We start from the raw sequence: 22,988 nt of genomic DNA, 5'->3' as shown, positions 1-22,988 counted from the left end.
TCAGGCCCTTGGATGCAGTTGCCGATGAATCTGTTTCAGGCGATCCTGGGCCAGGTGGGTATAGATTTCCGTGGTCGAGATATCGGCATGGCCAAGCATCATCTGCACGGCCCGCAGGTCGGCGCCATGGTTGAGCAGATGTGAGGCAAACGAGTGGCGCAGCAGATGAGGTGACAAAGGTTTGGTGATGCCTGCCATGACGGCATGACGGCGGATGACATACCAAAAATTTTGCCGGGTCATGGGACCGCCCCGGGCTGTCACGAACAGGGCGCGGGTCGGGCTTCCCGCCAACAGGAGCAGGCGCGCCGAGCGCCGATACTTTTCCACAATATCCAGGGCCGCCTCTCCGACCGGCACCAGGCGTTCCTTGTCTCCCTTCCCCACCACCCGCACAAAACCGAAACCCGGTTCGATGCTGTCCGTTTCCAGAAAGATCAACTCGGATACGCGCAGACCCGTGGCATAGAGCAGTTCCAGCATGGCCGCATCCCGCAGACCCAACTCGGTGCTGCGATCCGGGGCGTTCAGCAGGGATTCGACCTCCTCTTCATTCAGGATTTGCGGCAAATGGCGTTGCAGATGGGGGGAGTCCAACAGATGGGTGGGATCATCCTCCCGCTCGTCGCGCAAAACCAGATGCCGATAAAAGCGCCGAAACGCCGACTGCTTGCGGGCCACGGAACTGGCCGCCATATCCCGGGCAGTCAATGCGCTGAGATAGCAGAGAAGCGTCTCGCGATCGGCCCGCAACAGATCACCGCCACGGAGGGCTAAAAATGCGGATAAACCCTCCAAATCCTGGCGATAGGCCTCCAGGGTGTTGGCCGAGAGCCCGTGTTCCACCAAAAGTTCATCCATGAACCGGTTGATCATGAAAGCATCAGTCATGCTCGATTCTCCTTGAATTGACGGCGTCCCGATTGCCAGCCAAAGGCAGGACGACCCTTCTCGGCTGGCGCAGACAAAAGGGTTTTTCCAACAAAGGGGTGACGGCGTGGACCACCTTTTCCGCATCGCTCAGAATGACCCCGCCAAACCGGGCAAACCATCGTTCCCCAACCTTTTCCCAGGTTGCTGCCGAGCGCAAAATCCGCCGCCCCGGAAAAGGGGGCACGAACAGGGCAAACCTGGCTTGGCGCAGCACAAAAAAAGAGGCTTCCAGCAACTCCTGGATCTGCCGCGGCGAAAAGGGGCGCCCCCATCCGAAGGGGGTGGTATCCCGCCGCGCCCAAAACCCGCCCCGATTCGGCGCCACAATGAAGAGGCGTCCACCCGGCTTCATCACCCGCCAGACTTCGCGCAGCGTCTCACGCGGCGAATCCGCCCCTTCCAGGATGTGTACCATAAACACCCGGTCAAAGTGACCATCCGGGTAGGGCAAGGCATTGGGGCGTACCAGGGCCATGCGATTGGGCGACCCGTTCGGCCAGGGAACAACGCCCATCTCCGCCGGCGACGCCCCGAAGGAACCCCCCCGACCGGAAATGATGAACTCCATGTAGGGCTGAACGAAGCCAAAGCCGAACGTGTTCCCCGTGGCATGGGGGCGCATCCATCGCTCCACCCCCCCTCCGATCACACGGGCCACTGTACGACCCTGGGCCGTGGCATACCAGTTTTGCAATCGAATGGCTTCGAGGTTCATGATATGAAGGAGACCCGTTGCTTGTTGACCTGAGAGTAGCCATGAACGCAATAAGCCTGCCGGTTCACGCTGTGCCCGCTCTGAAGGATAACCATATCTGGATTTTTCCCACAGGACCAGACAGCGTCGCCGTCGTTGATCCTGGCGAGGATGAACCAGTCAACCGTTTTTTGACCGAGCGATCTCTGCGTCTCTCCCACATTCTCTTGACGCACCATCATCTCGATCATATCGGCGGCGTCAAAGGGCTTTGCGCCCGGCACGCCCCGGTGGTGATCGGGGCCCGCGCCGATGCACCCCGGCTGCCAGCATTGAGTCTTCCCGTCGGCGATGAACCCTCTCTTCCCCTTGGCCATCTGCAACTTCGGGTCATGACCACCCCTGGTCACACAACGGGTCACGTCGTCTATCACGTTGCCGATGCCCTCTTCGTCGGTGACACCCTGTTCCGTTACGGTTGTGGCCGTCTCTTCGAGGGAACGCCTGCGCACATGTGGCACAGCCTGCTGAAAATCCGTTCACTCCCGGACCACACCCGTCTCTTTCCCGCCCACGAGTATACCCTCGGCAACCTGCGTTTTGCCCAGGCCCTGGAACCGGACAATCCGGATCTGCAACAGCAATTCGAGACCGTCTGCCGTCAGACGGACGATGGCGCCCCAACCCTGCCGGTTGACCTGCACTGGGAGAAACAGTTCAATCCCTTCCTGCGCTGTGACGATCCCCGATTTGCCGCCAAAGTCGACAAGGGCCACCTGACTCCGGTCGCTCTCTTTGCCCACCTCCGGGAAAAGCGCAATCATTTCTAGGGAAGCGGCAAAACACCCGCGCCGTCAGGCCCGCTTCTTCCGGGAAAAGCGCAATCATTTCCATGGGATCGGCAAAACACCCGCGCCGTCAAGCCCGCATCTGCATGCGCCAACAATGGTGAACGTTTGCATGCCGGCGAAAATCTTCCGGAATGGTTTTAGTCGTCAGATCCACCACCTCAAGATAAGGGGGAAGATCGGTCCATTGTGGACGAAATTTCTTGAAATTGTTTGAGAAAATCATCACACCCCCCGCAGCGAGCAAACGGGCGGTCCGGATCACCAGATCCACGTGATCCCGCTGGACATCAAACACGCCAGACATCCGTTTCGAGTTGGAAAAGGTTGGGGGATCCAGAAAGATCAGGTCGTAACGTCTCGGGTGTTGATCGATCCACGCCAGGCAATCCCCTTCGACAAACTGGTGTCGGGCCGACATCAGGCCGTTCAGATCCAGGTTGGCCCGGGCCCAATGGAGATAGGTGGCCGACATGTCTACAGTCGTGGTGGAAACAGCGCCTCCGGCTGCTGCGTACACCGTTGCCGTTCCTGTATAGCCGAACAGATTCAGAAACCTGCGTCCCGAAGCCATCTCCCCCAGCATGGCCCGGATACGCCGGTGGTCCAGGAAGAGACCAACATCCAGGTAATCGCTCAAATTGACCAGAAAGCGGAATGGACCCTCCCGCACCGGAAAACGGATCCCCTTGCTCTCCAATTTTTGGTACTGTTCGTCCCCTTTTTGCCGCCGCCGAACCTTGAAAAAAATTTTTTCCGGCTGGAGACCAAAAACGCCGGGCAAGGCTGCCAACGCTTCCTGCAACCGCATTCGGGCTTTCTCCGGTTCGACGGAAACCGGGGCATGATACTCCTGGGCGTGGACATAGCCATCATAGAGGTCGATGGCCAAGGCGTATTCGGGCATATCCGCATCATAGACCCGGTAGCAGTGGACCCCCTCCCGGCGCGCCCATTTTCCCATTTCGCGCATGTTTTTGCGCAACCGGTTGGCAAACATCTCCTGCCCGGGAGAGATGGGGCTGTCTGGTGTCGCTGCCGGATCAGGGGTGGGAGCCTCCTTGGGCGCCGACCGGGATGGGGAAAAAATCAGGAGGTTGCAATGGAGCGGGCCATTGCGCAGCGGATGCGACCGTTCTGGTTTCAGGCCAAGCGCTTGGGGCAGAAGGTTATCCATGGCCAACACTCCGGCTGGCCAGTTGCGGCAACCGGATTGCAACAGATGTCCCAGATCCCGGTAGAGGGTGGTCCACTCCCCGCCGTGCCCCAGTCGTTGCCCGTAGGGCGGGTTGGTCACCAACAAACCGGAGCCGAAGCCAGGGCGCAGTTGCGCAACGGACTTTTGCTGCAAAAGGATCGACTCGACCACGCCAGCCTGCATGGCATTGCGCCGCGTAGCCTGCAGGGCCGTGGCGGAGAGGTCGCCACCCAACAAGGGGGGCAACCGCTGCATGCCCACTTCCCGCCGCGCCTCGGCCTCCGAGAGCAGACGGCGCCAGAGTGGTGCATCCCAGCCGAGCCACCCTCGCCCACCAGAAGCGGGCCGCAGAAGACCGGGAGCCACATCCCCGGCCATCCAGGCCCCCTCGATGAGAAACGTCCCGGAGCCACACAAGGGGTCGAACAAGCCCGCCCCCTGTTGGGCCAGCTCGGGCCAATTGCAGAGCATCAGGATGGCTGCGGCAAGATTCTCCCGCAACGGGGCCACCGTCGAGTCCACGCGATAGCCGCGCCGGTGCAGTGAACCCCCGGCAAGATCCAGGGCGACCTGGGCGCTCTCCTCCCGCAACCGAACATGGATGTGGACATCCGGGTGGGCATGGGTGACCGTTGGACGGCTTCCCCGCTTCTCCCGCAACCGGTCCACCACCGCATCCTTGACCTTTTGCGCACCGAAACGGGTGTGTCGGATGGTGTCGTTGACCCCTTTGAACTCAATATCCAACGTTCCTTGTGGCGGGATGTGCTCTTCCCAGGGGATGGCATGCACACCGGCGTACAAGGCTTCTGGAGTGGCAGCCGGCACCTTTTGCAGGGGAAGGGTAACCCGGCTGCCCACCCGCGACCAGAGAACGACCCGCAGCGCATCCTCCAGGGTTCCTGAAAAGGAGACGCCGCTTTGGCCCGGTCGCAGACGGGCGAGTCCTAATTGGCGCAGCTCCCCCGCCAACAGGGATTCCAAACCCGAGGGAACGCTGACAAAAAAAACCAGGTGTGACGGTGAAGAGGTGTCAGGCAGATCCGCATCCAATCATCATAGTCAGTTTAACCCGCAAGCGAAAATCAGCGCATGCCCAGGGCTTGCTTGTAGAGGTCGAGCAAGGCCTCCTGCTCGTCAATCTCGCGCTGATCCATTTTGCGCATGCGGATGATCATCCGCAGCACCTTGGTATCAAAACCGACACCCTTGGCTTCAGCATAGGCCTCGCGAATCTGTTCGGCGATAGCCCCCTTCTCTTCTTCCAGGCGCTCCAACTTTTCGACAGTCTGCTGAAGATGCTCGCTGGATACGCCGCCGATATCCCCTGTCATGGTCCCCAACCTCCTCCCTGATCGTTTCTCCAATCCCGTAGGCTTTCCCTTGCCCGGGACACCGGCGGAATCCATCCAAAAACCCTTGTCCCACCGGAAAATCGCCTGCCGGACATTCCGAACTACCCACCAGCCCGACATACATGGTACTCTAACATGCGGTTTGTCGTTCTGGGAAGGCCGGATTGCAGCAGCAACGGCTTGGAAAAAAACAATCGATGAAGGGGGATCCAAGTGGAAGATTCAGCAGGGGGAACGAGCATAGCCACCAAGATGGATCGTTTGATGTCCATACTGGAGAAAGTCCCGGAGACCAGCAAGGGCGGCTTTTCCAATATCGCTGATCATATGGGTCATTTTTCCGGCAGTTTTGCCGCCAGCGCCAGCCGTGCCGTCTTGATCAAAGAGCGCATCGACTCCAGCGGCGACATGGGGTTGCACCCGCTGCGCAAGGACATGGAGCAGATCCACGATGAGGTGGAGAAACTCTTCGTTGTCCTCGACAAACTGATCGTCCAAAAATCCCCCCTGGTCAAGCGTCTGGAAAAGATCACCGACTGGGGTTTGCAGATCGAGCAGAGGGCCTTTCTCCCCCGTGTGGTCGACCAGATCAAATCCCAGAACAGCGAACGCATGGAACGCCATACCCTGGGCTCCATGATCGACAACCTGATGGAACAGACCAGCCCTTTGATCAATGAAATTGTCTCATCCAGCCAGGAAACCCGTGACGTTCTCGAACACCTGATGAAACGTTTGGGAACCGATATGGAAATCTCCAAAAGTTCCCTGGATGGTCTCCAGAAAAGCGCCGAAGAGACCATTCAGAGCATGTTCAAGGAGGTTGCCAAGGTCCAGGGCATTTGTACCGGCATGGAAAAACGGTCTGACCAGGTCGGCAGCGTGGTCTTTGAAATGGTTCAGGCCATGCAGTTCGACGACATCGCTTCGCAGAGGGTTCATCACGCCTTGGAGGGGTTGCGTCAGGCCAAGGAAAAGCTGCAACTTGCCGCCACGGCAGACGACCCCGCAACCAACGAGAAAGCCGTGCAGTGGTCCCTGATCGCCATCCGCATCACCATCCGGCAATTGGAGGACACCTGCAACGATCTGGTCGGGGCCATCAAGACCATGCAGGAGCACCTGGCCAGCATCGGCACCATCGCCGAAGAGCAGGTGACTCAACTTGCCCAGGCCCGCTCCATCACGCGGCGATTTCACCAGCACGCCACCGATATCACCTATCTGATGGCCGGTTCGCAGCGCTTGGGAATCTTTGACGACACCCTCTCCAATGAGGTTCTCAAAACCCTTTCCAAGGCTGACAGTGGCGTCTTCCAGGCCAGACGAGCCATGGACATGCTGATCATGACTTCACAGCGCCTCGAAAGCATTTCTGCTTCCATGAAAACAGGCGGCAACAACCGGCTGGACTCCCTGGTCGCCAGCATCCGCTCCCTGGTCAAATCCATCATCGAGGAGAACCCTCTCCTCAGCGAAGAGTTGAACAAGGCCGTGGACCGGATCCAAAAGATCAGCCTCAGTTACTCCGAAAACACCACGCCCAGGCTCATGCGCACCAACACCCTGTTGCGGCGGATCCCTCTGACCACACAACAGATGGACACCTCCAACAACGACCTGATCCGCCTGTTTCACGAATCCCTGGTCGATGCACGCGCCACCTCCACCCAGGTCACACTGCTGATGGCCGAGATGGATTTCCATCGTGAAATCAATGACATCATAACAAACGTCCTGGCCGGCCTGCGCAAGCTGATGCGGGATGTGGCAGGCGATCAGACAAAATACCTGGACGGAGATCTGCACGACCTCTCCGGTGAATTTGCAGATCTCTCCAAGCTTTACACCATGAATTCAGAGAGAAAAATTCACGAATCGGAACTCGACGGTCAGGCCACCACGACTGACGACGGTGGGGATGATATCGAACTCTTTTAAGTCAGGGGTCTGGGGAGGGTTTGCTTCCGGGACGTTGTCTTAGGCCCTGCCAGGAAGCCGGCTTCCTGGCTCCCGATGCGTTAGCGGATGGTGAATGGGTACAATTCAGGAAGCCTTGCGCAATTGCCGCCGCCATCCGCGCCTGCGCAAAAACATGTCGACAAACCATTTGGCAAAACGGGCTCTTTCCCGGCCAGTGGTGACCGCCTCCCACAAAATGGATATGACCCGCCATGGACGGCGTGTGAAGGAGATGATGTAGAAATTAAGGAACATCCAAATCATCCATGCATACAAATCTCTTTGCGGGACTTCCCGACAGAAGGATGCCCCCTTTTTGGTATAAAAATCCATGGGGGATACAAAAAATTCGTCGTCAAGTTTGAGAACGCCTGATTGCTGGAGTTCAAGAAACAATGCCGAACCGGGGTAGGGAACGAATTTGGTAACGGCAACGTCGTGGACCCCCATGATGGCAAGCTTGCGTATCAGACGCAGGGAGGCCCGCAGGGTTTCCTTGTTGTCGTTGGGAAACCCGATGACAATAAAGCAGGACAAGGCGATTCCCCGCGCCACGACAATGTCGACCGCCTTGAGAAATCGATCCAGATCAAGCTTTTTGCCAACAGATCGCCGAATCTCTTCCGCCCCGCTCTCCGGTGCAAAACTCAGGGATCGGCACCCGGAGCGGTAGATCAGCTCAACGACCTCCGCATCAAAGATCTCGGAGCGTGTGCCTATGGGAAGCTGCCAGGTGATCTCAAGTCTGCGACGGATGATCTCCTGGCAGAAGGCAATCACCCAGCTACGCTTGACGATCGCTGTCAAATCCTGGAAGTCAAAATTGGCCGCGCCATATCTTTTCTGGTAATGAACCATTTCGTCCACGACCCGCACGGGATCCCGGGTGAGGTAGCGCGTGGTCCACATGGTTGGACTGGAACAGAATGTACAGCGATAAGGACAACCTCTGGTGGCCAAGATCGGCATGAATCGCCCCAGGTTCATGCCGCTGCTTTGACTCTTCCCGATATACGCCTCAACCGGGAAGGACTCCCAATCCGGCCAGGGGATGGCATCGATTTCGATCAGACGTTCAGACAAACCGGTGTACACGATCCGGTCACCCTCTTTGAAGGCAATACCCTTGGTATCGTGAAAGGGAGTTCCCAGACGACGCGCCCTGAGCAACGCCAGAAACGTTCTTTCGCCTTCGCCGAGAACGACGACATCCAGCGCGGAGTGCGTCAGAGAGTGCTCCGGCACTGCGGTGCCGTGCTCTCCACCCAACACCAGAAGGGCATGGGGAAACGCCCGCCTGACACGGGCGACAAGCCTGCGTGTGACAGGCCATAAGGTACTGAACATGCATCCAAAACCGACAATGTCCGTCGCGATAGGGATCCGCCGGACAATCTCCTCCTCGGTCAATCCCTGGATAAGAAAATCGCTGCGATCCGGATATGGAGAGATGCTGTCCAGCGCCAGCCCCACCGCATCGATGACCGTGCAAGGAACATTGTTCTCCCTGAGAATTCCGGCAATATAGGCCAGCCCCACGGGGAGATTTGGGGTCTGCATTTGAATACTGGAAAGGGATTTGATTCCGGGTGGATTGATCAGAGTCACCATATCGTTTTCCAGTTATTCAGGCTCGAAACACGTCCAGACAAACCGACCCGGGCGAGCAAGCTCCTGGGGCAATCTCCCAGGGGCGACTCCACTCAGGCCTCCTTGAAATGCTCCACCCACAGCGCCGTCGCCCCGGCCACCGCAGCCGGCATGGCGAGGAGGTTCAACACGGGAATGCTGCTCATGAACAGAACCCCCACGCCAAAACCCATGACTGTCAAACGTTTTTCCCGGATCCTCTCCCGGATTTCCCTTCCCTTCAGCCGATTGTTCGACATGGGAAAGTCAAGGTAACCCACAGCCAAAAACCAGGCGGTAAACAGGGTCCAGATGAGGGGTGCCAACAGGTTGATCCCGGGAATGGCGGTGATGAAAAAGATGGGGATCATCCATTTGACCACATGCAGCACCTTGCCCAACTCATCCAGGATGGCCGGCAGCATCTCCTTCAAAATCCGTTTCACATCCCCATGTTGCGGAACTGTTGTTGCCTGTTCGGAGAGCAGTTGTTCCACACGATCCGCCAAGAGACCGTTGAAGGGAGCCCCCAGGAGATTGGCCACCAGAGTGAAGGCAAAAAAGAGAACCAGCACCAGCGACACCACAAACATGGGGGCGATGACCCACTCCAGCCAATGGAGCCAGGAAGGGATCCAGTCCAGCAGCCAGCCGATGGTGCTGCGATACGTCTGATAGATGTACCATGTTCCCAGGCCAAAAACCACACAATTGACCAGCAGCGGCACCGCCACAAAACGTCGCAAACCCGGTTTGGTCAAAATCCTGATACCCCGTTGGGCGTAGAGGAAACCTGTGACAGGATGATCGCGCATCAGCACTGCACCCAGGGCAGGCCCCGAAACCGCCAACCGTTGACGCTGGAGCGATGGTGATGTTCGTCCCGGTCCCCTTCAAACCCCTCCAGAACGTTGTAGACCGAGGTGAAACCATTTTCGAGCAGGGTGTTGCCCGCATCGATGGAGCGATGCCCCGAGCGGCAGATGAGAACCAGGGTCTGATCTTTGCGGGCCACCTGGCCAACCTCGGCGACAAAGTTGGGATTGAGTTCAAAATCCGGGGCGTCTTGCCAGGGAATGTTGATGATTCCAGGGGGATTACCAACGAAAAAGTGTTCGATCTCCGAACGAATATCCACGAAGACAACATCTTTATTTTGCACCATGGCATGGGCTTCGTGGGGGGTCAGGTGTCCCAAACGTGGATGACTGGGGCTGTGGGGGGCTGATGGCATCATGGCGTGTATGATCCTTGACCGGGGCAAATTTCAGGGTGGATTGGAGGGTGGATACGTCAACCTGTTGACGATCAGGCCAAAAAATGCAACATCGGAGCCATTCATGTAATGCCACCCCAGATGGTGATGGCAACCACCACACAAGGCGTACTGCCACGCGCAGGCCTTGAACCAGGAAAACTCCCTGGTCGGATGACCCATGACCAAACACCCCGGGGCCGCCACATAACAGCGGATCAGGAAGAGCATCCCCTGGGGGTTGAAAAAAACGTGTTCATGGCGCCCTTGCTCCCGCGACCCCATGTCAAACCGGGTGATCCGGTGCGCACACCGGGAACAAAGAACCCAGTTTCCGGAAAAGGAGTGCGCCGCAGGCCGCTGTTGCGGACCCCACGCCCCCCTGAACCCCTCCTCTCCTGGCGCCTGACGGAAAGAGATCCCTGCAACCAGGTCAAGGGGATGAGTCGACAAAAAAGCCTCCATCGCGGGGATTCTGGTGCTTCACCCGGGTCCAGGTCAACCGTTTCTTCATTCCCCTGGAGCAGAAAATCAAGGGGGAATATTTCACCAATTGGGATGGCGCGACAACGAGGGATCTTGTATCATCCCCGGCCATGGTCGCGAGGGGAATCTGGTGTGTCGGGTACGATTTTTGTCTATTTGGCTTGGAAATTGCGTTGGTCGCTGCGGGGGATAAGGATACGCCCCAGTCGGTCTGGGCATCCTGTCAGGGTGTCGGGATCACTGCCACGAGAGAGGGAACCAAATGATCACCGCGAAGAGAACATTGGGTAACAAAAGGAGCCGGGTGCCCGCCAAACCTTCTTTGTTGTCCAATCAACGTGTGGAAAAACGCAACCGCTCACGGCCTGTCATGAAATCCACCTCGGAGAGGATTTTCATTCGACTGCCCAAGCTTCCCAGTTTGCGCCGGGCTCCGGAGCGAGGCCCGTCCAGGTCCATGTCCGCACCGGTTTCCGCGACCATCCGCCGCGTCGGGGGCACTTCACTGCGTGGCGCCACAACTGTCATGTCGGCGTCGGGCGGCATCCTGGCGACCCTGTTTTTCATGGTCGCCCGCTCCATCCAGTGGAGTTTCATCACCCTCTTTCGCACTATCCAGTGGTTGATTTTCGCTACCGGATGCACTCTGCAATGGAGTTTTTTTGCCACACGGCGCACGTTGGAGTGGACCTTTCACTTCCTGCGTTTTTCCTGGCAATGGACCACTTTTGCCCTGGTCAGCGCAGCGTTGCTGCTGCGACAGGGTGTCGGCATTTTTCTGGAGTGGCTGCATTTTCTCACGGAATGGGGGCTGTATCTCCTCTCCGAGCTGATGACCCTGCTGAAAAAGGGGGTCTGGCATCTGATGGAGGCCACCAAACAGATCGCCTGGTTTGTAACGGATGTGATCCAACAGGGTTTCTTTTTTCTGGCGGACATTGTACAACAAATCGTCTGGACCCTCTCCGACTGGATACGCGGCGCCGTCACCTTTTCGACATCCGAACCTGACCAGGAAGAAGGGGTCGAGTACGTCGAAGATACAGACGCAAACCCTCAGGGTCTCCTGGGCGAAGTCCGGGTTGAGCCCGAGCTGGATCTGGATCAGCCCCTCCTCGTCAAGGGAAAAAAAGAGTGGGAGGGCGCCCATTTCGAGTTCGCCAAGATGGACTCGTTGGACAGCGAAGAGCGCGCCATTCCCCAAGAGGCGCTCGAAGATCAGGCCGGCGCTTTGCGGATGCGGCTTTCGACGGATCCGTATCACCCTTGATCTTTTTCGATCATTCTCCACAATGGTACGGAAGCGGGTGGGGAGGCAAGGCGGTTTTGGCCGATTCAGGGAAAGGGATGTCCCCGAGACGGTTGATCACGGAGGCAGCTGTCGGTCTACATGATGAGTTCAACAAAATTCGTCGATTCCCTCCCCCCCGGTTCCACGCTGTTGTGGTACGAGATCGTCAAGGTTCTCGGGAAAGGTGGCTTCGGCATCACCTACCTGGCCAAGGATACCAACCTGGATCAGAAGGTGGCCATCAAAGAGTATCTCCCCAAAGGTTTCGCCGTTCGCGAAAAGGGGCGCAATGTCCTGCCGAACTCCCCTACGGACACCAAAACCTTCGAGTGGGGTTTGGATCGCTTTCTGAAGGAAGCCCAGATTCTGGCCCGCTTCAAACACCCGAACATTGTCCGGGTGATGAGTTTCTTCCGCGACAGCAACACCGCCTACATGGTGATGGAGTACGAGGAGGGGGAGAGTCTGGACGCTGTCCTGAAGGCCAAAAAGGTTCTGTCCGAAGGTGAGATCGTCCGTCTGATTTCCCCGCTCCTGGATGGTCTGGAAGTGCTCCATAACAAGGATTTCATCCATCGCGATATCAAACCAGCCAACATTCTGGTTCGCGCCAATGGCTCTCCGGTCATTCTGGATTTCGGCTCCGCCCGACAAGCCATTGCCGGCCATGGCGGCGAACAGATGACCAGCCTGTTGAGCATGGGCTACTCACCCTTTGAGCAATACGACTCCACCGGCAATCGCCAAGGGCCATGGTCTGACATCTACGCCATGGGTGGTGTGTTGTACCGGGCCATCACCGGCGCCAAACCGCCCGATGCTGCCATTCGCATCAACGCACGGCTGCGCAACGAACCCGACCCCATGAAATCCGCCTCGGAAGCAGGAGAGGGCCAATACCACCCTGCATTCCTTGCCGCCATTGACAAAGCGCTCATGGTCATTGAGACCGAACGTCCACAATCCATCGCGGATTGGCGTCCGCTTTTGTTGGGTTGTTTCAGCGCCACCAAAGATTCCGTTCGGGCCACTCCAGCACCGGTTGCCAAGGCCGGCGTTTCCTCTCCCTCGACCGTTTCCGCACCTGCCGGAAAATCGCCGCCCCCAACAGGGGACTCACCCAGGACCATCTTCGGATCCAACATCAAGAAAAACTCATGGCGCAGCTTTATCGCTTCCATGAACGATTTTGGCACCAACACCAAGAGAACGGACACCAAGCGTCTTTCCCCCGCGACATCGCTCAATAATCGGGCTGCAACCAAGCCTGCTGCGGCCCATTCGGCGCCGGTTGCCAAGGTCTCTGCCGGTTTGGCCCCTGCGCCCCCATCCCCTTCCGTCTCCCCAGCCAACAATCTGCCCCCCAAACCCATCGAAGAGCGCAAACCAGGTGATCTCTGGAAAGAGCAGGTAACAGGCATGAAGTTTGTCTGGATTCCGGGCGGATCTTTCCTGATGGGAAGCGCCAAGGGTGCGCCCGGTCGCCGCTCCGATGAAGTCCCCCAACACCTGGTCGAGCTGGATGGATTTTGGATGGGCCAGCATCCGGTCACCTGGGGAGAGTGGAAACAGATCATGGGTGACCCGAAAAGTCTGTATGTACCGGAAAAAAAGGATTGTCCGGTGGAAAGAATCCTATGGGACGACATTCAGGAACTGGTGCGAAGTTTCTCCAGGTTATGTCAGGGCGGGGTTCATGTCCGCATTCCCACCGAAGCGGAGTGGGAGTACGCTGCCCGCGCTGGATCCGATGCCATTTTTCCCTTCGGCGATGACCCGAACCTGCTGGATCAGTACAGCTGGTTTGCCAAAAACTCCCGTGGCGGCACCCAGCCGGTCGGCAAAAAGCTGCCCAATGCCTGGGGCCTGTATGACATGATCGGCAACGTTTGGGAGTGGACAGCCGACTGGTACAGCGAAGATTTTTATGCCCGCAGCCCAAAAAAAAATCCCCATGGCGCCCCATTTGGCGATGGCCGGGTACGCCGTGGGGGTAGCTGGCGCAGCCAGGTTGGAGCTTGCCGTGTGGCGCACCGCAACCGGGTGTCCGTCACGACACTGAGCGACGCCATGGGTGTGCGCCTGATTCGCACCATCGAAGAGGAGATATCCGCCTGATGTTCATGGAAGGGGGAGGTTCCTCCCTTCTCCAATCCCTGTTGACGCCGCGTCGTGCGCGAACGCTTTTGGGACGCCTGCAACGTCTTTTGGAGCATTGGGAAAGAAGCATCACACCACCGTCTCCCGCCATGTTACAGCGATGGCATGTCTTTCGTTGGCGCCCCAACTCCTGGGGTGGTGGCGGGTTGGTTCCGGTCGAGACCTTTCACCCCCTCCCTTTGGACGCCTTGCTGGGCATCGACCGGGCCAAGGAGATTCTTCTCCGCAATACCCGCCAATTTGCCGCTGGCCTGCCCGCCAACAATGCCCTGTTGTGGGGTAGCCGTGGCACGGGCAAATCCTCGCTGGTCAAAGCGGTAGCCGCCCCCTTTTTTCCCCGTCTCAAGCTTGTGGAAGTTCACAAGGATGATCTGTCTGCCCTGCCGGAGATTGTCCAGCATTTGCAAATATTGACCATGCCCTTTCTGCTTTTTTGCGACGACCTCTCTTTTGATCGTCGGGATGGTTCCTACAAGGCCCTGAAATCGATTCTGGAGGGGGGTGTGGCCGGGCGGCCCGGCAATATTTTATTGTACGCCACCTCCAACCGGCGGCACCTCATGGCACGCGACGCAGCTGCGGAAAGCGAAGAGTATCACCCCATGGAGAGCGCCGAAGAACAGATCAGCCTCTCTGATCGGTTTGGGCTCTGGCTTGGGTTTCACCCCTTTGACCAGGAGACCTATCTGCGAATTGTGGAAAACAGCGCCCGCCATCTGGCCCTGGCCATACCACAGGAGCAGTTATGCGCCGAGGCCCTGGCATGGGCGCAAACCCGTGGTGCGCGCAGTGGCCGCGTGGCTCATCAATTCATCATTGACCTTACTGGAAGGCTCGCCGCCCCATGACCTCCCTGCCCCATTCAGCCTCCGCCCCGATCGTTCATATTGCCCTTGTCACCAAACGTTCCGATCAGCGCGCCCTGGAATCGACCAAATGGCTTGCCGGTTGGTTGTTCGACCGAGGATACCAGGTGACTGTCACGGAAGATGCCGCCGTGGCCATCGATATTCCCAAAACCTGGGCAAAGCGCCAGAAACAAAGTCACCTGCACGAAAATCAGGATCTTATGGTGGTTCTGGGCGGGGACGGAACTTTTATCGCAGCATCGCGGCATATGGGTGGTGCCGATGTGCCCCTGTTGGGCATCAACATGGGGCGGTTGGGCTTTCTCACCGAAATTCCCCACGCCGAGATGGCCGAAACCCTGGAGAACGTCCTGGCAGGTCACCACAGCATTGAAGAGCGCATGCTCCTTGAAACCACGGTCGTGCGGGCCGGCGAGCAGGTTTTTTCCGCCTTCACCCTGAATGATGTGGTGATTCACAAGGGGGAGATTGCCCGCATGATCGAATTTGCGGTGGAGGTGGATGACCAGTTCGTCTGTACGAGCCGCGCCGATGGCTTGATCGTCTCCACCCCCACGGGTTCCACGGGTTATGCCCTGGCTGCCGGAGGACCGATCATCCACCCGGCCCTGGAAGCGATTCTTCTGGTGCCCATCTCCCCGCACACATTGACCAATCGCCCTATCGTTCTGCCGGCGGAGGGCGTCGTGGCCGTGACTCTGGCTCCCAACGACTCCGACCGCATGGCCACCCTGGATGGACAAACAGTCTGCCCCCTGGAAAACGGGGACCGGGTGCTGATTCGTCGCGCCCGACACCGTCTCAAGTTGATGCACACTCCTAATCGCAGCTATTACGAAATTTTGCGTTCCAAGCTGCTTTGGGGGGGGAAACTGGGGAGTTAAACCCATGCTGCGCCAGTTGCGCATCGACAACATTGCCCTGATCGACCATCTGGAGATCACCCTGGAGCCCGGTCTGACCATCATCACAGGTGAGACCGGAGCCGGAAAATCCATCCTGATCGATGCGCTTGGCCTGACGCTGGGAGAGCGCGCCGATGCCTCTCTGCTGCGTACCGGCTCGGATCAGGGGCGGGTGACCGCCCATTTTTTGCTTCCTCCTCCACCCCACCCTGCCCGTCAATGGCTGGCCGATCAGGAACTCGACCTCCCCGGCGAGGATCTTTTTCTGCGCCGCACCCTGGGAACCGGAGGTCGCAGCCGCGCCTACATCAACGATCACCCTGTCTCCGTAACCGCTCTGGCTTCACTGGCTTCTCTCCTGGTGGATCTGCACGGCCAGCATGATCATCAGTCGCTCCTGCGTACCGAAACCCACCTTGAACTCCTGGACGCTTTCGGGGGGCACGGAGAGTTGGTGGCAGCCACCAGCGCCCAACACAAGGTCTGGCAAGACACCCGTGAACAGTTGGAGACTCTCCGCCGCAAGGCCAGGGAATCGGGGGACCGGCGCCATTTTTTGGCGTTTCAGCTTGAGGAGTTGGAACGCGCCGGGGTTGTGGTGGGAGAAATGGAGGAGTTGAAGAATCAACGGACCCGCATGGCGCATGCCGCCCGCCTCCAACAAGCCGCCCGCAAGGCCCTTGAACTCCTCTCCGAAGGCAGCAATGCCGCCAGCGATCTCACCTCCATGGCCGCGACGGAGCTGGAGCATGTGCAGGAGCTGGACGCAGCCCTGAACACCATGGCCGCATCCGTGCGCTCCATCCAGTATGAAATCGACGCCGCCGTCGACACCATCCGCCATTATCAAAATGGTTTGGCAGCGGATCCGGAGCAGTTGGCCATGTTGGACGAACGCATCAACCTGATCCAGGACATATGCCGCAAGCATCGCCGGGAGGCCGATCATCTTCCCGAACTGGCCCGCGCCTGGCGCGAAGAGTTATCCACCCTGGACAACGTGGAGAGCTCGGAGGAGACTCTGACCCGACAACTCCAACAGGCGCTCCAGGCCTACCGGGAGAAGGCATCCATCTTGACTCAACGTCGGCAACAGGCTGCGGGGCGCCTGACCCGGGAGGTGGAACGCCAACTCAAGGATTTGTACATGGGCCGCACCCGTGTGGCCATATCGTTGCGCCCGTCCAACGGGGATCCACGACCCAAGGGCCATGAGGAGGCGGAATTCGAAGTGAGCGCGAATGCAGGGGAGCCCCTCAAGCCTCTCAGGCAGGTCGCCTCAGGTGGCGAACTCTCCCGCATCATGTTGGCCCTGAAGACAGTTCTTGCCGATGCCGTCACTGTACAAACCCTGATCTTCGATGAGGTGGATGTCGGCGTCGGTGGACGGGTTGCTGCCCGTATCGGGAGCAAATTGGCCGAAGTCTCAAAAAGTAGCCGCCAGCTTCTTGCCATCACCCACTTGCCTCAGGTGGCGGCTTGGGGAGACAATCACCTGAAAGTGGAGAAATCCACGCTCGACGAGCGTACCCAGGTCCATATCCACACCCTGGATGAAGCTGGCCGGGTGGAGGAACTCGCCCGCATGCTTGCCGGCGACCTGGTCACCGCCCCGGCCCGCCATAACGCCCGGGAGTTGCTGGAGACGGCCCGGCGACCATCGCCACATCCCGAACCAAACGCAGAAAACATCTGAAGCAGCACAGGATATCCGCATCATGAGTGGTCATGCACAAATACCGGAATCTGACCTGCTCACGGACAGCGATGTCGATGTCCGTGAGCCCCACCTCTACAAAGTGATCCTGTTGAACGACGATTTTACCCCGATGGATTTCGTGGTAAAACTCCTCATGGTCTTTTTCCAGAAATCCATGTCGGAGGCGACACGCATCATGCTCAACGTCCATGAACATGGACGGGGTGTTTGTGGTCTCTTTCCCTACGAAATCGCGGAAACGAAGGTGGCCATCGTCAACCAATATGCCCGCGAGCAGGGCCACCCCCTGAAGTGTACCCTGGAGAAAGAGTGAACCTGACCCCTCTTCCACATTTCGCCAGAGAGTTGCGATGATCAGCAAACATCTCGAAAATTCCCTGAACATGGCGCTGGTCATGGCTCACAAGCGCCGGCACGCCTATGCCACCCTGGAGCACCTGTTGCTGGCGTTGCTGGAGAATCCGGAAGTCCTTCCCATCCTGAACGCCTGCGGCTGCGATCTGCACCGGCTGACCCAGGAGACCGAGGAGCATCTGTCCAAACATGTCCCTGTGTTTTCCGATGAAAAGAGCGTCGGCGATATCCAGCCTACCCTCGGTTTGCAGCGGGTTTTGCAACGCGCCCTGCACCAGGTGCAATCGGCGGGCAAGAGTATGGTCACGGGATCCTACGTCCTGGTGGCGATGTATGCGGAAAAAGAGTCTCACGCCGTTTATTTTCTCAAAAAACAGAACATTTCACGCCTTGATATCCAGACGGCCATGTCGAGTATCCCCCCGGAAGAGTCCCATCCCCAATCAGGTGATGGCGAAGCCGGCGAGGAGCCTTCTCCTCAAGAGCCCCAGCGTGGTGGCTTCAGCCGGCCCGATCCTCTGGAGCTTTATACGGTCGACCTCAATGAAAAATCCCGCCGGGGTGAGACGGATCCTCTCATAGGTCGTGATGCCGAAATCACCCGCACGTTGCAGATTCTCTGCCGCCGCCGCAAGAACAACCCCCTTTTTGTCGGCGATGCCGGGGTAGGCAAGACCCATCTGGCCGAAGGGTTGGCCAGCCGCCTTGTCGAGGGCTGCGTACCGGATATGCTGAAAGAGAGCGTCATTTACTCCCTGGACATGGGCGCCCTTCTGGCCGGAACCAAATTTCGTGGTGACTTTGAAGGCCGCATGAAAGGGGTGATCAACAGTCTGAAAAAGCGCCCCGGTTCCATTTTGTTCATAGACGAAATCCATACCGTCATTGGGGCCGGGTCCACAAGCGGCAGCCATGTCGATGCCTCCAGCCTGTTGAAGCCCCTGTTGGCTGCGGGGGAGTTGCGTTGCATCGGGTCGACCACCCATGAGGAGTTTCGCGCCATCTTTGAAAAGGATCGGGCATTGGCGCGCCGGTTTCAAAAGGTCGATATACCCGAGCCCTCCCTGGACGAAACAGTCCAGATCCTGCAAGGTTTGAAGGCTCGTTACGAGGAGCACCACAATATTCGTTACACAACCCCGGCGTTGCAGATGGCTGCCGAACTTGCGGCAAGACACATCACGGACCGCAAGCACCCCGACTCGGCCATCGATGTTCTGGATGAGGCTGGTGCAGCCTGCCGATTGCTGCCTGCGGCACGCCGCAAACGCAGCGTCGGAGTCAGGGAGGTCGAGGGGGTGGTTGCGCGCATGGCGCGTATTCCGCCACGTTCGGTCAGCCGGGATGATCGGGAAGTGTTGCGCAACCTGGAGAAGAGTCTGGGTCTGGCCCTGTTTGGCCAGGAGAAGGCGATCGAGCAGGTCAGTTCAGCCATCAAACTGGCGCGTTCCGGGCTTGGCAACCCGGAAAAACCGGTCGGCTCCTACCTCTTTTCCGGTCCCACCGGGGTGGGCAAGACCGAGCTGGCCCGTCTCCTGGGACGGGAGTTGGGCGTTGAACTGATCCGCTTCGACATGAGCGAATACATGGAGCGGCACACCGTTTCGCGTCTGATCGGCGCTCCTCCCGGCTATGTAGGATTCGATCAAGGGGGATTGTTGACCGATGCCGTTCACAAGAATCCGCACGCCATTCTGCTTCTGGACGAGATTGAAAAGGCCCATCCCGACGTGTTCAACCTGCTGTTGCAGGTGATGGATCATGGCAAACTGACCGACAACAATGGCCGTCGGACCGATTTTCGCAACGTGATCCTGATCATGACCACCAATGCCGGCGCCCAGGCCTTCGACCGGCCTTCCCTGGGCTTTGTGTCCCAGAGCCCTCAGGGAGACGATCTCAAGGAGATCAAAAGGATGTTTTCACCGGAGTTTCGCAATCGCCTGGACGCCATCATCCCGTTTTCCCATTTGGAACCGGTTGCCATTCTCCGCGTGGTGGACAAATTTCTCCTGGTATTGGAGGCACAGTTGGCCGAGCGTACCGTCACTTTGCATGTGGACGATGCTGCCCGCCAATGGCTTGCCAAGAACGGTTTTGATCGCAGCCATGGCGCCCGTCCCATGGAGCGTCTGATCAAAAATCATATCCGCAAGCCCCTCTCCGATGAACTGCTTTTTGGCCATTTGCGGCAAGGGGGAACTGTACAAATCACGGCAGGGGACAACAAACTTGAGTTTGACTTCAGTGCCTGAACTTTTGACCTGTACCCTTTGTTGAGGCAATCTGGTGATTCTGTGAGCGACCGGACTTTTCCCGCAATCTGGATGGCCCTTTTGTTGTCCGGTTTTCTTGTCATCCCAAGTGGCATGGCTGACGATGTCGGCCTGATTGATCCGACGCGCCCTGATACGTTTGCCGTTTCTCCCCCCCCCCTGGAGGCACCTCCTGCGACCGAAAACACCGAAGAACAAGTGGCACCGGTACGCGCCGTTGATTGGAAACGTCTGAACCTGGAGCTTCTTTTGACTTCGGATGGGCGCAAGGTGGCGGTGATCAATGGTCGCCGTTTTCAGGAGGGGGATATTTTGGATTCCGGTCCCCGCGTCGAAAAAATCACGGATGACTCGGTGATCGTGGCGTTGCAGGGCGAAATACGAACCCTCAAACGTCACACCTGCTTTGGGAACCAAACCACCGATGGACGGCGCAGCCTCATTCTCTCCAGCAAGTGTTCGCCTGACAGCGCCGAGGCGCGTGAGATCGCCCTTTCCAAGCGGGGACAAGCCTATTACATCTCCGCCACCCTGAATGGGAAACAGACCGTCGAATTTTTGCTGGATACGGGCGCCACCTCTCTCTCCATCCCTGAAGGGGTTGCCCTCACCCTGATGGATGCCGAAGCCATCGCCAAACTTCCAACTGTAACCGTCATGCATGCCAATGGCAACAAGGTACAGGAGAAGTCCCTTAAACTTGATTCGGTGCAAATCGGCCTGGTGGTGGTCAGGGAGATCAACGCCATCATCTCCGCTCCCAACTCCCCTGCCCTTCTGGGTATGGCTGTGCTGGAAAAGTTGGGAACCTGGCATATTGACAACAAGCGACGGGTTTTGATTGTGGATAAATCCTGATTACCCCCCATCAACCTTCGGGTCATACACCCTGAGCTGCCCATACGAAGCGCCCAAGACATAATTCTCCTGAATGTATTGGTAGGTCAGAGGGTGGGTATACATGAAGCGCAGCGCCTCCTGGCCATCGATGGCCATCTCGGACAGCAGGATAAAGGCCGGTTGGGCTGCCATGATTCGCTTGATTTCGGCCTCCTCGAACGCCCGATCACGCTTGAACAGGGCGTAGATCTCCCACATGGGAGATTGGCGATCGAACAAGGCGTAGGCGCCGGGCCAATAGGGGGCGACAACGAAGGAACGATTCCCCGTGGCCTGTTGCACCACGAGATGGCGAAGCCGCTGAATCGTGGATGCCGTATGGGCAGAGACCTTGAGTCTGGAGCCGGAAACCTCCACAACCACGCACTTGCTGTTGAGAAGGCACCCCCAACCCTGGTAGTAGGGAAGGGTCGTCCCGATGCTGGTGACACACAACACCAGCATCAGAGGCCACCTGGCCCGGCCCGGCCTCCGGGCCAAAAAAGCGAGACACCCGATCAACATGGGAAAGATGCCCATGGAGAGATGAACCACATCGGCACGAGAAAACGCATAGTGGGCATAGGGCAGTGACAAAAATGCCGCAGCAGCCACCAGAGGAGAGACACGTTCTCCCCTCCTCTTCTGCCAAAACACCCACATGATGGAGAACATGCTAAAAAGAATCATGCCAACAAAGAACAACCCCACCAAGACCCCATGAATGGATTGCAGCGTGGAGATCGAGGCAAAATCGACCAGCCATGGCCATGGAACGGGAAGAGGAATGTTGGTGGCCCCGAATGACAACATGAACAATATACTGTCCCAAAGCGCCTTGGCAAAGCCGGGAACCCAGAACACCATGAACAGCATGGGCAGGCACCCAACAACCACACCCGTTATAAAATACATAACCCCTTTGCCAAAACAACCTATATTTTCCTTCCCGTGGTGCAACCAGACCATGGCGACCATGGCGCCAACCACGCCGTACACACCGTGATTGCGGCCAAAAATAGCCGCCACGCCCACACACAAGCCGGTCACAAAGTAACGTTGCGCCACCGGTTTCCGCACCAAAAACGTCAACGCAGCGACCAGCGCCAGGGATGTCGTCGTATCAAATGCCTTGAAGTTGTGGATGGACATCCACGTCAGCAACGTCATGGCGGAGAGGATGAGGAAACGGGTGCTCCGTACCCTGATGGTGCCAACCAGCACCTGCAAACCTATCAGCAACCCCATGGCACGAAACATTTCCACGCCACCCCGCATGGCCACGATGCCATTGTCCCCCCACCATCCCATCAGGATGGACAATCCGTAGTAGCGTCCGGGATCATAGGCCATGAAATCACGCAGCGGCACCTCCCCCAGCAGGACACGTTGGGCGCCGTACCAAAGAAATCCTTCATCCGCCAGGTTGAGTCCCTGATCATATTGCCATGAAAAAAAGAGAGAGATAATACACGCAACAATGACGATGACTTTTAATGTTTGAACAATACCATCTCCTCGTGACGAACCCATCCAATGGCCCCAGGTAGCCTTTAACCGGAGATCAATCATGCGGCCTCTCTCCAACCAACCCTCTTCCGACAACGAACCCATCAAAATCTGGACCATGGGCGATTTTCCGGACCCCCACCACACCGAAGGCCATGCACGCTCTTGCGCGGTGGGGGTACCGAAAAACGGACATATCAGGATTTTGGCTCGATAACAATATGCTTGTTCATGAGACCGGGTCCGGGTCCACACCCGTTACCATGGCCGTGACCATGGCCGTTGCACCGGGTGTCCGGTGCGGATATTGAAGGCAACTTTCCCTCCAGAAACAGGATGGCAGCGCACTTTGGATCTTCCAGGGACGTGACGACACCTTGCACACCCATTCCTGCCAACCGATTCTTCAAACCTTGCCCCATGCTTCTGGTGATCAGGACGTGCATGCCAAAGAGCGGATGGTCCGGCCCCATGATTCCATTGTTATGAAAACTCTCCTCGGGGGCCAGCTCCACCAGGCGTTCTCCGGACACAACGTTGTTTTCCACATCAAACAGCCAAAAGCGGCGACACTGCCCAGCATGTTCGGTGATGGAGTATTTGTTTTGACTGGTAACGGCGATACGCATGAACACACCTCTGCTGTATGCAATGAATGACATGTG

The 22,988-nt window shown here is 57.8% G+C and carries 20 protein-coding genes; 10 read left to right on the top strand and 10 right to left on the bottom strand.

All coding sequences use genetic code 11. From position 1 onward, the window contains the following. A complete protein-coding gene (xerD, locus tag HQL63_02770; GenBank protein ID MBF0175763.1) occupies positions 1 to 891 on the bottom strand; it encodes a site-specific tyrosine recombinase XerD in 891 nt (296 codons plus the stop codon). Beyond that, positions 884 to 1,648 (bottom strand): class I SAM-dependent methyltransferase, encoded by a 765-nt coding sequence (locus HQL63_02765; protein ID MBF0175762.1) that lies wholly within the window; start codon positions 1,646 to 1,648, stop codon positions 884 to 886. The genes xerD and HQL63_02765 overlap by 8 nt, the downstream gene beginning before the upstream one ends. Positions 1,649 to 1,689: 41 nt before the next feature. Between HQL63_02765 and gloB the strand changes: the two genes are divergently transcribed. Continuing rightward, complete coding sequence (gene gloB / locus HQL63_02760) at positions 1,690 to 2,457, top strand: hydroxyacylglutathione hydrolase (GenBank protein ID MBF0175761.1); 768 nt, start codon at positions 1,690 to 1,692, stop codon at positions 2,455 to 2,457. An 88-nt stretch (positions 2,458 to 2,545) separates the two neighbouring features. On the opposite strand, the gene rlmKL is transcribed toward gloB, so the two are convergent. Further along, positions 2,546 to 4,687, bottom strand: a complete 2,142-nt coding sequence (rlmKL, locus tag HQL63_02755) for a bifunctional 23S rRNA (guanine(2069)-N(7))-methyltransferase RlmK/23S rRNA (guanine(2445)-N(2))-methyltransferase RlmL (GenBank protein ID MBF0175760.1) — start codon at positions 4,685 to 4,687, stop codon at positions 2,546 to 2,548. A 71-nt stretch (positions 4,688 to 4,758) separates the two neighbouring features. Then, positions 4,759 to 5,007: a DUF2312 domain-containing protein gene (locus HQL63_02750; protein MBF0175759.1), complete on the bottom strand. Its 249-nt coding sequence runs from the start codon at positions 5,005 to 5,007 to the stop codon at positions 4,759 to 4,761. 234 nt (positions 5,008 to 5,241) lie between these two features. On the opposite strand from HQL63_02750, the gene HQL63_02745 reads away from it, so the two are divergent. Further along, positions 5,242 to 6,969, top strand: coding sequence for a hypothetical protein (locus tag HQL63_02745; protein MBF0175758.1), 1,728 nt, complete (start codon positions 5,242 to 5,244; stop codon positions 6,967 to 6,969). A 105-nt stretch (positions 6,970 to 7,074) separates the two neighbouring features. Here the strand turns inward: HQL63_02745 and HQL63_02740 are convergent, their stop codons facing one another. The 4 genes from HQL63_02740 to HQL63_02725 all read right to left on the bottom strand — a co-directional run bounded on the left by HQL63_02740 (position 7,075) and on the right by HQL63_02725 (position 10,327). Further along, a complete protein-coding gene (locus HQL63_02740) occupies positions 7,075 to 8,601 on the bottom strand; it encodes a B12-binding domain-containing radical SAM protein (GenBank protein ID MBF0175757.1) in 1,527 nt (508 codons plus the stop codon). A 92-nt stretch (positions 8,602 to 8,693) separates the two neighbouring features. Further along, the gene (gene cysZ, locus HQL63_02735; protein MBF0175756.1) at positions 8,694 to 9,434 is read right to left on the bottom strand and encodes a sulfate transporter CysZ; all 741 of its coding nucleotides are present in this window, start codon (positions 9,432 to 9,434) and stop codon (positions 8,694 to 8,696) included. After that, positions 9,434 to 9,817: a rhodanese-like domain-containing protein gene (locus tag HQL63_02730; GenBank protein ID MBF0175755.1), complete on the bottom strand. Its 384-nt coding sequence runs from the start codon at positions 9,815 to 9,817 to the stop codon at positions 9,434 to 9,436. The genes cysZ and HQL63_02730 overlap by 1 nt, the downstream gene beginning before the upstream one ends. 69 nt (positions 9,818 to 9,886) lie before the next feature. Beyond that, positions 9,887 to 10,327: a hypothetical protein gene (locus HQL63_02725; GenBank protein ID MBF0175754.1), complete on the bottom strand. Its 441-nt coding sequence runs from the start codon at positions 10,325 to 10,327 to the stop codon at positions 9,887 to 9,889. A gap of 295 nt (positions 10,328 to 10,622) precedes the next feature. On the opposite strand from HQL63_02725, the gene HQL63_02720 reads away from it, so the two are divergent. From HQL63_02720 to HQL63_02685, 8 genes are all read left to right on the top strand, one after another. Beyond that, positions 10,623 to 11,630 (top strand): hypothetical protein, encoded by a 1,008-nt coding sequence (locus HQL63_02720; protein ID MBF0175753.1) that lies wholly within the window; start codon positions 10,623 to 10,625, stop codon positions 11,628 to 11,630. Between the two features lie 120 nt (positions 11,631 to 11,750). Continuing rightward, positions 11,751 to 13,769, top strand: coding sequence for an SUMF1/EgtB/PvdO family nonheme iron enzyme (locus HQL63_02715; protein MBF0175752.1), 2,019 nt, complete (start codon positions 11,751 to 11,753; stop codon positions 13,767 to 13,769). Between the two features lie 5 nt (positions 13,770 to 13,774). Beyond that, complete coding sequence (locus HQL63_02710) at positions 13,775 to 14,659, top strand: ATP-binding protein (protein ID MBF0175751.1); 885 nt, start codon at positions 13,775 to 13,777, stop codon at positions 14,657 to 14,659. Next, positions 14,656 to 15,564, top strand: a complete 909-nt coding sequence (locus tag HQL63_02705) for an NAD(+)/NADH kinase (GenBank protein ID MBF0175750.1) — start codon at positions 14,656 to 14,658, stop codon at positions 15,562 to 15,564. Before HQL63_02710 ends, HQL63_02705 begins: the two co-directional genes overlap by 4 nt. 4 nt (positions 15,565 to 15,568) lie before the next feature. Continuing rightward, complete coding sequence (gene recN, locus HQL63_02700) at positions 15,569 to 17,281, top strand: DNA repair protein RecN (GenBank protein MBF0175749.1); 1,713 nt, start codon at positions 15,569 to 15,571, stop codon at positions 17,279 to 17,281. Between the two features lie 22 nt (positions 17,282 to 17,303). Then, on the top strand, positions 17,304 to 17,618 hold the full coding sequence (gene clpS, locus HQL63_02695) for an ATP-dependent Clp protease adapter ClpS (GenBank protein ID MBF0175748.1): 315 nt from the start codon (positions 17,304 to 17,306) through the stop codon (positions 17,616 to 17,618). Between the two features lie 37 nt (positions 17,619 to 17,655). Further along, complete coding sequence (gene clpA, locus HQL63_02690) at positions 17,656 to 19,914, top strand: ATP-dependent Clp protease ATP-binding subunit ClpA (protein ID MBF0175747.1); 2,259 nt, start codon at positions 17,656 to 17,658, stop codon at positions 19,912 to 19,914. A 42-nt stretch (positions 19,915 to 19,956) separates the two neighbouring features. Next, on the top strand, positions 19,957 to 20,793 hold the full coding sequence (locus HQL63_02685; protein MBF0175746.1) for a TIGR02281 family clan AA aspartic protease: 837 nt from the start codon (positions 19,957 to 19,959) through the stop codon (positions 20,791 to 20,793). On the opposite strand, the gene HQL63_02680 is transcribed toward HQL63_02685, so the two are convergent. Together HQL63_02680 and HQL63_02675 are read right to left on the bottom strand one after the other, a co-directional pair. Next, a complete protein-coding gene (locus tag HQL63_02680) occupies positions 20,794 to 22,443 on the bottom strand; it encodes a hypothetical protein (protein ID MBF0175745.1) in 1,650 nt (549 codons plus the stop codon). 77 nt (positions 22,444 to 22,520) lie between these two features. Further along, positions 22,521 to 22,952 carry a dinitrogenase iron-molybdenum cofactor biosynthesis protein gene (locus HQL63_02675; protein MBF0175744.1) on the bottom strand — a complete coding sequence of 144 codons (432 nt, stop codon included), beginning with the start codon at positions 22,950 to 22,952 and terminating at the stop codon, positions 22,521 to 22,523. Positions 22,953 to 22,988: the final 36 nt, after the last annotated feature.

It is taken from the genome of Magnetococcales bacterium (assembly GCA_015231175.1).
Taxonomy (GTDB): domain Bacteria; phylum Pseudomonadota; class Magnetococcia; order Magnetococcales; family DC0425bin3; genus HA3dbin3.
This window is presented reverse-complemented; position numbering and strand designations above follow the sequence as displayed.